Origin of the sequence: Paenibacillus lignilyticus (assembly GCF_017942085.1) — a bacterium.
GTDB classification, from domain to species: Bacteria; Bacillota; Bacilli; order Paenibacillales; family Paenibacillaceae; genus Paenibacillus_Z; species Paenibacillus_Z lignilyticus.
The window spans coordinates 172,849-186,906 of the sequence record NZ_JAGKSP010000012.1 but is presented as its reverse complement, the minus strand read 5'-3'; the positions used below and the strand labels follow the sequence as shown (position 1 = coordinate 186,906).

Annotated in this window: 13 protein-coding genes; 12 read left to right on the top strand and 1 reads right to left on the bottom strand. The window is 52.2% G+C overall.

Features of this window, described 5'->3' with window-relative positions; genetic code table 11:
- Positions 1-72 precede the first annotated feature (72 nt).
- Both I8J30_RS24025 and ndk read left to right on the top strand, forming a co-directional pair.
- A complete protein-coding gene (locus I8J30_RS24025) occupies positions 73-1,872 on the top strand; it encodes a M3 family oligoendopeptidase (protein ID WP_210662445.1) in 1,800 nt (599 codons plus the stop codon).
- Positions 1,873-2,028: 156 nt separating this feature from the next.
- The gene (gene ndk, locus I8J30_RS24020) at positions 2,029-2,508 is read left to right on the top strand and encodes a nucleoside-diphosphate kinase (protein ID WP_210662443.1); all 480 of its coding nucleotides are present in this window, start codon (positions 2,029-2,031) and stop codon (positions 2,506-2,508) included.
- 95 nt (positions 2,509-2,603) lie between these two features.
- On the opposite strand, the gene I8J30_RS24015 is transcribed toward ndk, so the two are convergent.
- Positions 2,604-3,242, bottom strand: coding sequence for a nitroreductase family protein (locus tag I8J30_RS24015; protein ID WP_210662441.1), 639 nt, complete (start codon positions 3,240-3,242; stop codon positions 2,604-2,606).
- A gap of 295 nt (positions 3,243-3,537) precedes the next feature.
- Between I8J30_RS24015 and I8J30_RS24010 the strand changes: the two genes are divergently transcribed.
- From I8J30_RS24010 to I8J30_RS23965, 10 genes are all read left to right on the top strand, one after another.
- A complete protein-coding gene (locus I8J30_RS24010) occupies positions 3,538-4,770 on the top strand; it encodes a P-loop NTPase family protein (protein ID WP_210662440.1) in 1,233 nt (410 codons plus the stop codon).
- Positions 4,718-5,977 (top strand): TadA family conjugal transfer-associated ATPase, encoded by a 1,260-nt coding sequence (locus I8J30_RS24005; protein ID WP_210662493.1) that lies wholly within the window; start codon positions 4,718-4,720, stop codon positions 5,975-5,977. Before I8J30_RS24010 ends, I8J30_RS24005 begins: the two co-directional genes overlap by 53 nt.
- Entirely contained in the window at positions 5,974-6,795 is an 822-nt protein-coding gene (locus I8J30_RS24000) for a type II secretion system F family protein (RefSeq protein WP_240548325.1), read from the top strand. The genes I8J30_RS24005 and I8J30_RS24000 overlap by 4 nt, the downstream gene beginning before the upstream one ends.
- 109 nt (positions 6,796-6,904) lie before the next feature.
- On the top strand, positions 6,905-7,672 hold the full coding sequence (locus tag I8J30_RS34075; RefSeq protein WP_210662438.1) for a type II secretion system F family protein: 768 nt from the start codon (positions 6,905-6,907) through the stop codon (positions 7,670-7,672).
- Positions 7,673-7,699: 27 nt separating this feature from the next.
- Complete coding sequence (locus I8J30_RS23990; protein WP_210662436.1) at positions 7,700-7,885, top strand: Flp1 family type IVb pilin; 186 nt, start codon at positions 7,700-7,702, stop codon at positions 7,883-7,885.
- Positions 7,857-8,624: a TadE family protein gene (locus tag I8J30_RS23985; protein ID WP_210662435.1), complete on the top strand. Its 768-nt coding sequence runs from the start codon at positions 7,857-7,859 to the stop codon at positions 8,622-8,624. Before I8J30_RS23990 ends, I8J30_RS23985 begins: the two co-directional genes overlap by 29 nt.
- The gene (locus tag I8J30_RS23980) at positions 8,605-10,842 is read left to right on the top strand and encodes a hypothetical protein (protein ID WP_210662433.1); all 2,238 of its coding nucleotides are present in this window, start codon (positions 8,605-8,607) and stop codon (positions 10,840-10,842) included. Before I8J30_RS23985 ends, I8J30_RS23980 begins: the two co-directional genes overlap by 20 nt.
- A complete protein-coding gene (locus I8J30_RS23975; protein ID WP_210662430.1) occupies positions 10,805-11,863 on the top strand; it encodes a TadE/TadG family type IV pilus assembly protein in 1,059 nt (352 codons plus the stop codon). Before I8J30_RS23980 ends, I8J30_RS23975 begins: the two co-directional genes overlap by 38 nt.
- A 20-nt stretch (positions 11,864-11,883) precedes the next feature.
- Positions 11,884-12,417: an A24 family peptidase gene (locus tag I8J30_RS23970; protein WP_210662428.1), complete on the top strand. Its 534-nt coding sequence runs from the start codon at positions 11,884-11,886 to the stop codon at positions 12,415-12,417.
- Positions 12,418-12,434: 17 nt separating this feature from the next.
- The gene (locus I8J30_RS23965) at positions 12,435-14,018 is read left to right on the top strand and encodes a DUF6382 domain-containing protein (protein ID WP_210662426.1); all 1,584 of its coding nucleotides are present in this window, start codon (positions 12,435-12,437) and stop codon (positions 14,016-14,018) included.
- Positions 14,019-14,058: the final 40 nt, after the last annotated feature.

The following is a 14,058-nucleotide window of genomic DNA, read 5'->3' as shown; positions in this document are numbered from 1 at the left end:
CAATGATCACGTTATAATTCAGTTATACACTGCGACGATAGAATTCGCAACGCGCAGATAGAGGAGGCTCCTATGCAAACTACATTACCCACAACTTGGAATTTAGAAAATATCTATGCGGGAGGTTCCGGTTCTGCCGCATTTAACGAGGAACTAAACGGAATGGAGCGCGATATCGATGTCCTGACACGTGAACTGTCTGCGGCGTCAGCGAGCGGTGCGCCTGCATCCCCGGATCAGCTGTCAGGCTGGACGGAAGCGGTTCAATCGATTTTGCTGCGGATTCGTCAGTCGGATTCCTTCGTGGGCTGCTTGCAAGCGCAGCAGATGAAAGATACGGCGGCAAACGGGCTTAATGATCGGGTCAAAACGTTATCGGCTAAGTTCAACGGGGCATTAACAAACTTTGATGAGCTGCTGCTGCGGACAGACGATGAGAGCTGGGGGAACTGGCTGCACACTGCCGATGCGTCACCGGTTGCTTTCGTACTGAATGAGCGACGTGAAGCAGGTAAAGAGAAGCTGCCGCCTCAATTAGAAGCGCTGGCTGCGGAGCTGGCGGTAGATGGTTACCATGGCTGGGGCGATTTCTACAACACGATCGTTTCGCGTGTTCGCTTCGAAGTCACTGAGAATGACGGGACCGTTAAGCAGCTTTCTGCCGGCCAAATGCACAATCGGCTGAGTCACAGCGACCGCAGCGTGCGCGAGACTGCTTTCGCGGAGTGGGAGCGCGAATGGTCGGAACAGGGCGATCTGTGCGCAGATACCATTAACCGCATCTCAGGCTTCCGGTTGAAGCTGTATGAGAAGCGCGGCTGGACTTCGGCACTCAAGGAGCCGCTTGCGATTAACCGCATGAGCGAGGCTACGCTGAATGCGATGTGGGATGCCGTAACCGAAGGCAAGCCGCGTCTTGTTCGCTATATGGAGCGCAAGGCAAAGCTGTTGGGCCTCCCTCGGCTGGATTGGCATGATGTCAGCGCTCCGCTCGGTTCGGCGAGCAAGACAGTACCGTACGGCGAGGCGGCGGCGTTCATAACGGGACAGTTCCGCGCGTTCAGTCCGGATCTGGCAGCGTTCACGGAGATGGCGTTCCAAGAAGCGTGGATCGAAGCGGAGGATCGTCCCGGCAAACGTCCGGGCGGGTTCTGTACTTCGTTTCCCAAGAGTGAGGAAACGCGGATTTTCATGACCTACTCCGGTACGCCGTCGAATATCTCGACGCTTGCTCATGAGCTGGGTCATGCCTATCATCAGCATGTAATGAATGATTTGCCGCCTCTTGCGCAGGAGTATGCGAGCAACGTGGCCGAAACGGCGTCAACTTTTGCGGAGATGCTCGTATCTGACTCCGCGTTGAAGGCGGCGGTTAGTCCGGAAGAGAAACTGGCTTTGCTCGATGATAAGCTGAATAATGCGGTTTCTTATTTTATGGATATTCACTCCCGGTTCTTGTTCGAGAAGAAATTCTATGAGCAGCGGAAGCAGGGCATGCTGACCAAAGAAGACCTGAGCAAGCTGATGGAAGAGGCTCAGCAGGAAGGGTTCAGCGGCGCGCTTGGCAAGCTGCATCCGCATTTCTGGGCATCGAAGCTGCATTTCTATCTGACGGATGTACCGTTCTATAACTTCCCGTATACATTTGGGTATTTGTTCAGCTGCGGTATCTATGCACAGGCGAAGAAAGAAGGCGAGTCGTTTGCGGACCGCTATGTCGCGTTACTTCGCGATACCGGTTTGATGACGGTCGAGGATTTGGCGCAGAAGCATCTTGGCGTACGTTTGGATGAGCCGGACTTCTGGCGTGAAGCGGTCAAGCTTGCTTTGGTCGATGTAGAAGAGTTCTTGGCTTTGACAGAAGAAGCGTAATCTTCCATTGTCCTTTTGTGAAATATTGGCATAAAACCTGACATAATGTGGAATACTGATGAATAGAGAACGGTGCGGCCTTAAAGGTGACGGCGCCGTTTTTCTGTCACCGGATCAGGATGTGGATCGGTCCGCTTATGGAAGGAGATTGAGAGTATGCAAGTAGAGCAGACGTTTGTAATGGTTAAGCCGGATGGGGTGAAACGAGGGCTGATCGGCCCTATTATTACGCGCTTCGAGCAGAAGGGCTTTGAGCTTGCCGCGATATCGCTTCGCACCATTGACCGAAACCTTGCCGAGACGCATTATGGGGAGCTGAAGTCAAAGCCGTTCTTCGGCGAATTGGTCGATTATTTGACGTCCGGGCCGGTGTGCGCGATGATCTGGCAAGGACCTCATGCGGTTGAGAATGCGCGTGCAATCATTGGCAAGACGAATCCGGTGGAAGCCGGGCCGGGGACGATTCGAGGCGACTTCGGGATGGATATCTCGGGCAATATTGTACACGGATCCGACTCGGATGCTAGCGCTGCGCGAGAAATTGGGCTGTTCTTTGACCGCGATCATGTTGCGCAGCCATCGGCTCAATTATTTGGCGGAACGGCAGTGGCACGGGATGAGCATTCGATTCATTAACAGTAAGTGGAGTGTCTTGCGCATGCAAAAAGCCCTCGCGTTTCTCGCATAGAGCGAACGGAGGGCTTTCGTTATGTTGTGTGAGGTTGGGAGATTTAGAACGATTCGTTGATAACCAGTTTGCTAAGCGGCAAACGAGGAGTCGGACGACCCGGTGCAGCTGCTTCACCAATCGCAATCATCATAACCGGGATGTAACGTGCAGGGATGTTCAAAGCTTCAACAAGCTTCGCTTTGTCAAAACCGCCCATAGCTACTGTGTCGTAGCCTTTCGATTTAGCTGCCAGCATCAATTGCATAGCGCCAAGACCTGCATTCTTGTTAGCCTCGTCGCGAGCGACTTGCTCGAACGAATAAGCGCCTTCGATTTGACTAACCATATTATCACGGATTTCTTGCGAAACATGGCCTGCTGCAAGCATGCCGTCAAAGATTTCGCGGCCGGTAATTTGCGCTTGCAAGTCGCCAAGAATAACGATAACAGCGGAAGCGTCGGATACTTGTTGTTGACCGTAAGCGATCGGACGAACAAGATCTTTCTGTGCTTGGTTCTGGATGACGAGGAAACGCCATTGCTGCAGGTTCCAAGAAGATGGCGCAGTTGCTGCCAGCTCGAGGATTTCGTTCAGTGTTGCTTCCGGAATGACTACATCTCTTTTGTATTGACGTACGGAATGACGCTCGCGCATTACTTGCTCGGCGGATGGTGCTGCTACAGTATTGTTTTGGTTCATTTTAGGTATCTCCCTCTCCAACTGGAATGAATGTAAAAATAAGTAACTTACTTTACAAATCTAACTTACATAAGTATAAGTCACTTACAAAAAATAAGCAACTACAAAATACAGAAATTCAATCGGAATTCGATATCTTCATTTACTCTGAATTTGGGTTGACGCCAAAGCGTAAAATGTGGTAAATTATGGTCAATTGTAACAGGACGCTACGGAAGCACCGTAACGCGCAGATGATCTGCGTTGTTAGGGTGCTTTTTTGCGTCCTTTTTATCTTTCAGGCTGCCTAAGGAGTGTGAAATGGATCAGTATGAGTAAACGTAACTTGATTGTTGCTGTACAAGAATCGAGCTATATCGAACGACTTGGCGACTTTATTCGTCAAAGCTCTTTCGGATCGGGCTGGCAGTTAACGGCCTTCACGAATCCGGCAGCGCTTCGCAGCTATATGCGCGGAGGGTATGCCGTTGATTTACTCGTCGCACAGCCAAGCTTACTGGATGAGCTGGGGGAACTGGCTGAGAGCGTGTTATCTGCAGCGCTTGTGGGGCAGGTCGGGCTTTCGCGGCATAAGCATCAAGTGCTGCAATATCAGCCATTGCCGCAGCTGCTGCAGTCATTCGCGGCTATATATGCCTCAACTGAGCAGCACCCAATGAAGTTGACGGACGAGGGGGATGGTGAATTTGGCGGCGAGTCTGCAGGAGGCGCGAGCATCATCTCGGTGTATTCTCCTGCCGGTGGAATTGGTAAGACCACGCTTGCAATGCAGCTTGCAAGGCAAGCGGCCGCTTGCGGAGCACGCGTCTTTTATTTGAATTTGGAGCAGTGGAATGCCGCGCCGCTCTGGGACAGCAGAGATGGGCGAGAGGATTTTTCGAATCTGCTGTACACGTTGCAAGCGGCTCCGGATAAAGCGGCTTCGCAAATTGTTGCGCTGCGTAAGCGGCATCCGTGGCTTGGCGTAGACTTTATCGTGCCATGCGAGAATGCGGAGGAACGACTGTCTATTTCGGCTGAGCATGTGAAGAGGCTGCTCGGTGCCGTCAAAGCTACCGGGGAATACGACATGATTGTTGTTGATCTGGACAGTCGGTTGGACGCTGCGCACTTCGGTGTGTTTCAAGCAAGCCGTCATGTGCTCTGGCTCTTGAATCATGACCCGAGCAGCTTGCGCAAGACGGAGTTAGCTATGCAATATGGCGAGCAGAAGATGGGGCCGTCCTTTGAGGCGTTGAAGGCGAAATTCCGATTTATTCGGTTAACACCGTTCGGCGGTTCGGAAACGGAATGGCACAGCGGTAAGATCGCTTCACTTTCGCTTACAGCCTCTGTTCCTTTTGTGAAGGAGTGGGCTGCTTTCGGACAGCAGGGTGTGGCCGGTTGGTTCGATGCCCCGCAGTATCGCGGAGCCATAGAAACACTGCTCGGCAAACTCGGCGAGCTTAAGCCGGGAGGTGAGTCCGGTGCCGCCTCTGAAAGAAGAAACAGTCCAGCTGCTCAAGGATCGAATTCGCAATCAGCTTGAGCTGGGAAGCGCGATGTCAGACGAAGAGTTCAGCTCGCGAATTGAACGAGAAGTTTTTCGCTGGTGTTTGGATCATCCCATTACGGCAGGCGAGAAAATTCAACTGGTCCGGAGATTGTTTCATGCTTTCCGCGGCTTGGATCTCTTACAGCCGCTCATGGATGATCCGGCCGTTACGGAGATCATGATCAACTCCCATAAGGAGATGTTCGTGGAGCGTAGGGGACAATTGTCGAGGCTGCCGATGGCTTTTGAAAGCAAAGAGCGGCTGGAGGATTTGATTCAATCCGTAGTTGCGGGAGTCAACCGCGTAGTGAATGAATCCACGCCGATCGTTGATGCCAGGCTGAAGGATGGTTCAAGGATCCATATCGTGCTGCCGCCGGTTGCTTTGAAAGGACCGACCATGACGATTCGAAAGTTTCCCGAGCGGCCGCTGCTGATGGATGATCTGATCGCGTGCGGTGCACTGTCTTCTGAGGCTGCGTCCATGCTGAGCAAGCTTGTAAGGGCGAAATACAATATCTTCATTAGCGGCGGGACAGGTTCGGGCAAAACAACCTTCCTTAATGCCCTTACTCAGTTCATTCCGGAGGACGAACGGATTGTAACCATTGAAGATGCGGCCGAGCTGCAAATTCGCACGGTTCCCAATTTGGTCTCGCTGGAGACCCGTAATGCGAATACGGAAGGCAAAGGCGCCATTTCCATGCGTGAGCTGATTCGAGCTTCACTGCGAATGAGGCCGAATCGAATCGTTGTAGGGGAGGTGCGAGGCGGAGAAGCAATCGATATGCTGGCTGCGATGAACACCGGTCATGATGGTAGCTTGTCCACCGGACATAGCAACAGCGCTCGGGATATGATTGCCCGATTGGAAACGATGGTGCTGAGCGGTGCTGATTTGCCCATTGCCGTCATCAGGCAGCAAATTAGCTCGGCTATCGATATCATCGTGCATTTATCCCGCTTACGCGATCGTTCGAGGCGAGTCATTGAAATATCCGAGGTCATCGGCGTTCGGGACGGCGAGGTCATGCTGCAATCCCTCTATCGGTTTCAAGAGGATGGAGAGCGTGAAGGTCGCGTGCTCGGCGCATTACGAAGGTGCGAGAATATGAAGCTGCAGGGGACGTGGAAGCTGCAGATGGCGGGTATGACTGTAGCTGAGATTGAAGCTGGGATTACGGAAGGTGAAGGGGCTTGAAGAGTATCCATACTGACTGGAAGCTTTGGCTTGGATGGACAAGTACAGCTGCAGAAGTAGGTGCAGGTGCAGAGGAGCTGCCTTGCTACTGGGAGTACCGATTGTCCAATCGGCAATTCCGGATGGCAGCGATTGTTGGCGGACTTCTTGTTTTTGCTGCCGCATTCTTGTTTTATCGTTCCGTTATTGCTGCGTTTGTCCTGTCGTCAGCAGGTATCATCGCTCCTCGAATCCACAGGCGTTCCTTGCTGGAGCAGCGGAGACTGCGGCTGGCCATTCAATTTAAAGAAGCGCTCTATTCGATCGCATCTTCACTTGCCGCAGGCCGTTCCGTGGAGAATGCCTTCGTCAACGCACTCGAGGATCTCAGACTGCTCTACCCGAATCCGAAGACCGAGATTCTGGTCGAATTTGAGATTCTTTCGGCGAGAATGGGCTACGGGGAATCGCTTGAACAGGGGCTGATCGATTTCAGCAGGCGTGCGCAAATCGATGATATTTCACAGTTCACCGACGTCTTTACAACCTGTAAACGATCCGGAGGTGATCTGGTTGAAGTGATCAGACGTACCTCGCAGATGATCGGCGAGAAGCTGGATGTGCAGCAGGAAATCGCCGTCATGGTAGCGCAGAAGCGGTTGGAATCTCGGATTATGATGGCGGTCCCGTTTGTTTTCCTAGCTTTCCTTAGCTTAACGGCGCCAGACTATATGGCCTCTTTATACAGCGGGATTGGCTACGTCATACTGACAGCGGCACTCATTCTGCTCGGACTTTGCTTTATGCTGATGGCGAGAATTATGAATATCCGCATGTAATTGTTGAAGGGGGTTGCAGCTGCTGCTATCCATTGTTGTTGGGTCTTTACTTACTGCTGTATGGGGTTGGGCTTTGCTGAGAGGCGGGCGGCATGACAAGAGATGCCAGGTGGGCACCGCAGAACGATTCGTGGCACTTCCGTTTCGATATTTGCTGGAGCAGAGCGGATTGTTTAATCGACTTCAGCCCTTTCTAGCGAGCTTGCACGGGAGGCTGTTCATTCTTAACGGACGCAGCTGGACGGTAGATGCAACAAGCGGCTTCGTCGCCATGTCCATCGGGACAGGCTATGCGGCAGCATGTTCGGGAGCATGGCTAAGTGTACTCAGCAAGGAACAGACGCTGCTGTATATTGGCATGCTGCTTGGTATCCTTCTGCCTGCTGCGAAATGGCGGGATACCGCCGCTAAAGTGGAGCGCCGCAAGCAGGATATTTTACTGCTGCTGCCTGAGGTAATCAGCAAGCTGATGTTATTGCTCGGAGCGGGAGAGACGCTGCAGCGCGCATTGGTTCGAGCCGGTGAGCGAAAAGATGGGAAGAGCGGAAATCCGCTGTTCATCGAGCTTAGCAAAGTGAACGAAGCCGTGCGTAATGGCGAATCCTTTGCAGCGGCAATGGAGACGCTGAGCCGGCGCTGCGGCGTGCAGGAGGTGTCGTTGTTTACGACAACACTGCTGCTGAATTATCGGCGCGGGGGCGATCAGCTTGTCCTTTCCTTGAAGGAGCTCTCTTATTCCTTATGGGAGAAACGTAAATCTGTAGCCCGTGCAAGAGGCGAAGAAGCTTCTTCGAAGCTTGTATTTCCCCTTGTCGGTATTTTTATGGTGCTCATGGTGCTTGTCGCCTCGCCCGCCATCTTAATGATGCGCGGTTAACTACTACGAATAGAGGAGCGGTTGGATATGAAGAACATGAAGAACGCACTACGAGCATTTTGGGAAGATGAGGAGGGCTTAGGTACGCTTGAGATCGTACTTATCATTGCCGTAGTCATCATATTGGCACTGCTTTTCAAAGATTGGATTATTGCGTTGATGGAGAAATTGATGGGCGATGCGGATGACAAAGCGAACGAAATTTTCAACTAGAGTCGCAAGGTGGCGGGTACTGGCGGTCCAAGAGAATGGAAGCTTTACACTTGAAGCGAGTTTGGTATTTCCCATGATTTTCGTTGCGCTTATTACGCTTCTGATGCTTGGCATGTATATCTATCAGAAGGTTGTCCTGTATACAGTTGCATCCCAAACGGCAGAGAGAACCGCTTTCCGCTGGGATAACAGCGCCAGAGACGCTGTCAGCGGAATAGGCGTGACCGGGAAGTATGACGGATTATATTGGCGTCTATCCGACAATGGGGCACTGCAAACGTTGTTCGGATCTGAAGGTGGCGAGCAAGGCGGCTTGAGTATTCCGATCGGTAACGCCTCGGCCTCACCTACGAACGACGAGGGCAGCTCTGGTAAGGAAGCACTTCCCCTTAGGAAGATGGCTCTTGGAACAGTCAAAGTTCGAGAGCCGATCGAAGGGTTCATGATGTATGACGGTGTATGGGTGAAACGAATTGACGTGAAGCTCCGTCAGCCATTGTCGATCCCTCCTCTGGAAGCGATCCTTGGCCATTCGGAGCCAATGGCCGTCACGGATGCTGTCATAGTCGATCCTGTTGAGCTCATTCGGAACGTGGATTTGGTCCGGTATTATGCGGGCAGAGCGGCAGGCCAGACCGAGCAAGGGAAGGAACAAGCCCGTGAAGTGCTGCATAATCGGCAATCTCTTCAGGATCAGGCGCAATTGGAGGCAGGTCAAGATGCACCGATGGATGGATAAAAGTCGGCATGATGCCCCTAACCGGGCATTCTTCTGGAGGAGCGGTGACGGCGCCGTTTCGATTTACTTGATCGTTTCGACGGCAGCCATGCTGCTGTTTACGGCGCTGCTCATCGATTTTGCGCGAATTGCGGCATTTGAGAAACAGAGCAGACTCGCTGCCCAATCCGGCATCCGTTCCGCTCTATCTGCTTATGACGGGCCTTTATATGAGCAATATGGTCTATTCGGTGCAGGCGGTTCTGATCGTGGCGAATTGTTCGCGCAGGCAGTCTCGCATAATTGGACTTCGGATGAAGGGGGATTCAGACTCCTTGATGGAAGAACGGAAGCTTCGCATGTAGACAGCTACGAGGTATTAGGGCTTCATCAGGTTTTTAGCAGGCAGGTGCTGGAGGAGATGAAATATAAAGCCCCGATAGATTTTACATTGGAAGTAGCCTCGAAGTTTGCACCGATTGCCTCTGCGATGAAGGAAGCCTCGATGTCAGTGGAACTGCTGGAGCGGCTTCGCCAGCTTTACGATGAACGGGAGATGCGACTGCAAGAAGTGATCGCCATTCAGAAACAGGCGGCTGCCGACGTCAAGAATGCTGTGGGATCGCAGATTGCCGGAACAGCTCGTGATCTCGTGAGTCTATATGGTTCTTATGAGCAGTGGATCAGAGAAGATGCGGTACGCACCATGGGGGAATTGCCCCCTCTTCGTACAGATGCGATTAATTTCTATCGAAGCTACTCGAGCAATGAAGCTCATTCAATCGAGTTGAAGCTGGAAGAAGCGGTCATTCGTCAACGAGAGTCGGAGCGAAAGGCAGTGATCTTGCTTCAAGAAGCAAAGGGCTTGAATAAGGCCATGGAAGATGCGGTTAAGCGGATGAAAGAAGAAGGAACAGGTGACGGTTATGATCGGATGAACCGCGGGGAACTCACTGGGCAGCAATCCGGTCCATTCCAAGCCGGAGAGCCGTCACCTCTTCGAGAATCGCGTGATGCCGCAGAAGGACTCGTACTGGATCATGCTTGGTTTGAGGATTATGAGAATGAACTGAGCCGGCAAACAGTCGATATTGAGCAGGCAGCTGCAATGGCGGTGTTGTTCCGTCAAGCGGTTCTCACTGCAGTTGGGGGAACCGGCAAGTCCGAACTATTGCGAGACTCCTATCAGCAGCTTGAGGGTGCTTATAACATTTATGGAGATCGCTATATTCAACCGGGTACCGTCATTCACAGCAGGCAGACGGAGATGGAGAGCCGGCAGTCCAGCGATCAAGAACGCAAGTCGAATGAAGCGGCAGCCGAATCCAAATGGGTGCAAGTGAAACAGCAGCTGCAATCGATGATGTCTACTCCGAATCAGGAGGACCACCGGGAGGCATTTCGTGAAGTGAAGCAGCGAATGGAAGCAAATCTGAAATTCAATAAAGTTGCAGTGTCTTCGCTTCAAGACGATGAACCGGCTGGCAGCGAGGACGCAGACGTCGAGGCGGGTGAGAAGGCAAGGGTATCGATGACTTCCATGGGAAAGATCTTCAGCGGAATGGCCGATGTGCTTGAAGGGATCAGAGATCCGCTCTATGTGAATGAATATATCGTTCATCGGTTTCATTCGTTCGATCCGATCATGTTCTCCTCTTCGCTCGAGGGAGGACAGGCGAATACAGAAGCCTTCGCTTCCGCACTCGCTCTCCGGAATCAAGAGGTCGAATATGTATTGTATGGTTTTCATGAGCCCGCTGCGAATGTGGCAGCCGCGTATGGTGAGCTGTTCGCTGCAAGGTTGGCGATTCGAACGATGGAAGGGTTGATTGCATCCAGAGGTTTGGGTCATCCATTATTAGTCCTCTCTGCCGCGGTGCTCTACGGTTTAGAGAAATCGCTTGCCGATATGATTACGATTTCGCAGCAAGGAAAAGTGGAGCTTTCCAAGTATGCTCCCGCGGAATTAAGTTATTTGGATTATTTAAGAGTTTTCCTGCTCTTGCATGGCAGCAGCGAAGCCAAGACAGCGCGCATGATCGCTGTCATCGAGCGTAATTTAGGCGGCGTTTCATTATTAAGTGTTTCCACGGGTTTGACGGGCGAGCTGGCCTCCTCCGTGAAGCTGTGGTTTTTGCCCGGGCTCATGAAGAGCTTTACCAGCACAGGTATTCTGAGCGGAAAGGTTAAGGGCAACCGTTATGAAGCGACGAATACCATCGGCTGGTCGTACGGGTAGACGAAGCGGCGAGAGCGGAAGCATCACATTGGAAGCGGCTTTACTGCTTCCGATTGTGCTTATGGTCGTGATTTTCTTTATAGGCTTGATCCGGCTAAATACGGTGCAAATGGCGCTTCACAGTGCGGTATCCCAAACGGTACGACAGGCTGCGGCGAATATCCACCCGGTCGATTTAGCGCTGCAGAAGCTTAGCGCATCCGTGGGAGCGGCTCAAGAATCGGGACCCGCGGAAAGTGCGGCGACGGATCCTCAGGCAGAGGCGGGAGCTGCAACTGGGGCAGAAACCGAAGCGGGAGCTAAGGCGGTTTTACCAGCGGTATTGGAACAATTACCGGGAGTCGATGTCATTGCCGAGAAACTGGAAGAGTGGCTTCCGGCTCCGGCCGGGCCGCTCCTTTCATCAGCATTGCAGGGGGATTGGAAGCCGGTTGCGGATGCTGCGGCAACTGAAGCCGGAAGAGGCATTATCGAACCGCTGCTTCGCCAAGAAGCCGATAAGTCTGTGCTCGATCCCGAGGAGCTGCGTCTTAGCAAGCTTTCGCTTCCTGATTTGAAGAATAAGACGGAGGTTTCCCTTCTCATCGAGGCGGAGTATGAGTTTAAGCTGGGATTTCCATTTACGAAGAAGTCCATTGTACTGAGGGAACGGGCAGAAGAACGGGTGTGGGTGCGTGATTCTATTTCGGCACCTCAGGACCAAGAGTCGGCGCAATCCGATGAAGCGCCGATTCAAATCGTCCTTCTCGAGCCGTCGCCGGCTAACCCTGGACGTCGGGCACGAGTTGTCGTTAAGACAAGTCCTGGTAGAAAGTTGTCCATTCAAATCATTTACAAGAGCGGACATAGTGTAGCTAAGCATCTGGGGGATACCTACACAGACAATGATGGATTCGCGGAATGGACATGGCTAATATCGGGAAACACCACTCCCGGTGTATGGGAACTTATTGTTACGGCAAGCGAAGGTTCGTCGCGTGCGGCCAGACATTTTGTAGTGGAGAAGAGAACCGCTCAGTAAGAGCGGGACGGAGGTTCCGGATGATGGCTCCTATCGAGCTTGTTTTAGCAGCGTTGTTGATTGGAATTGCTTTTGTTTGTGACGTACGGGCGATGCGTATTCCGAACAAGCTGACAGTAACCTTCTTCTCTGCCGGACTTATTTATCATTCAAGCAGTGATGGCTTTAGTGGAGTGGCATTCTCATTATTAGGCGTGCTGGCCGGCGTGTTTCCGCTGCTTGCCTTATATTTGCTCAAGGGCATTGGGGCGGGCGATGTGAAGCTGTTCGGGGCACTGGGTGCGCTGGCTGGGGCAGCCTTTTCCTTGCAAGTCCTTATGTATTCCATTTTGTATGGGGGACTGTTTGGACTCGTGGTTCTGGTCATGAATCAAACCTTTGCAAAGCGGCTGGTGGTGTTTACGGTCTCGCTGTTCGCCTTAAGTCGAAATTTGCACACGGATGGCTTTACGACGCTGAAGAAGGATGGTTTGCGATTCCCGTTTATGATCGCCGTTGTGCCTGGGGCAATTACGGCCTGCTGCTTCATGCGTGAGTGGCCGTTCAACGGATAGGAAGGAGAAGAACGTTGATGGTGTGTAAAGAACTAAGGGTCGATTATACGATGAAGCGCGGACTTGAAATGATCGTTGATATGGAATCCGGCATTTCGAGGGAGCAGCTTGATCCAATCGAAATAAAGATGCTGCAAAGCCAGCGCATTCCGAAAATGCTTCCTGTGGAATGGGTCGACATCGACGGGAAAATGACATTTCGATATCGCATCAATGGCAAACGAATCTTACTTCATCGGATGCAGACCCAGCAGCTGACGATGGTTCAATTCTATGCCTTGCTGCTCGGAATCGTCGAAGCGCTGGATGATTGCAAACAATACATGCTGCGAGAAGACGGCTTCATGCTCCATGAGCAGTACATTTATATCGGTGATCATTGGGAGGATCCCGAGCTAGTGTACGTACCGCTTCGCGATACAAGCATCGTCTCTTCGGCAAGTGAAGCGGTGCTGGCTATGGCTATTCGCGGGGTTGGTTATATCGTGGAGCCTGATGGAGCGGGTTTGCAGCAAATATTTCAGCATTTAAGAGGGGAGTATGTCGCCTGGGGGCAGCTCAGACGGACTCTGCTTGCCCTTCTTGGAAGTGCGTATAGAGAGTCATCCGGGTCCGGGGAGCTGCTTCAAGCCGCAAGGCCGGTCGATGCCGTTGCTGCCCTTCCTTCTTCGTTTGTATTGAAGAACGAGGCTGTCCCGCCGAGAGTGACAAATGCATTTCGCAGGGAAGATGAGAATGAGCACCATCAGCTCGATGGGGGATATGAGCTTCCGCTAACGGAACTGCCTGTCCAAGAGAGAGCAGCTTCCTCAATAAAGCCTGGCTGGGTGCTGGGAGCAGGTGTGCTTTTGATCTCCGCGGTCATTTGGCGCTTTCTCTATTTGCCGTCTCCGTCACAGACCAGTTTGCTGATCTGCTCTGGTCTAACGCTCATGGCAGCAGCTGCAGCTCTAATGATGAATCGCAGGATGAGTTCAGACGTGAGGAAGAAAGAAGAGGACGATGGTTGGAATGAGAGGCAGGGATGGCCGGCCGAGGATGGATTCGTACCTAATTCCATGCCTATCCACGTTAAAAGGCAGGTGAAGTCATACCGAGAAAAGTTTACGGAGGAAGATGTTCAATCTGCGATGAAGCCAAACGGAATTCCATTCACACCGCTGCCTAACGGCGGGAATACAACATCTTTAGAAGCGTCGCCAAACGATGCGACAGTGTTGCTTGGTCAGCATGCTGAGCTTCTAATCGGAACGCATAAGAGCGCTCCTTGTCTCGAACGCTCGGTGGAAGGGGAGTCGGTAATGATGGTCAAACTGGAACAGGATCGATTTATAATCGGGCGGGCGAGTGAGGGAGTGAACCACGTGGACCTGTCCTCCGGTATTTCCAGAGCGCATCTGGAATTAAGCGAGAAGCAAGGCAGCTGGACGGTGAAGGATATGGGTTCTCGCAATGGGAGTACTCTTAACGGAGTTACAATGATTCCATACAAAGTCTATCCGCTAAACGATAACGATTCGATACAGCTGGCCGGCGATAGAGGGCCGCAATATAGATTCCGATCGGGCTTGCCCTCCGGCCTCGCACAACAAGCAGGCTGAAGGGCAGCCCCGATAGGGTAAGGTTCATTCATGTAATGTG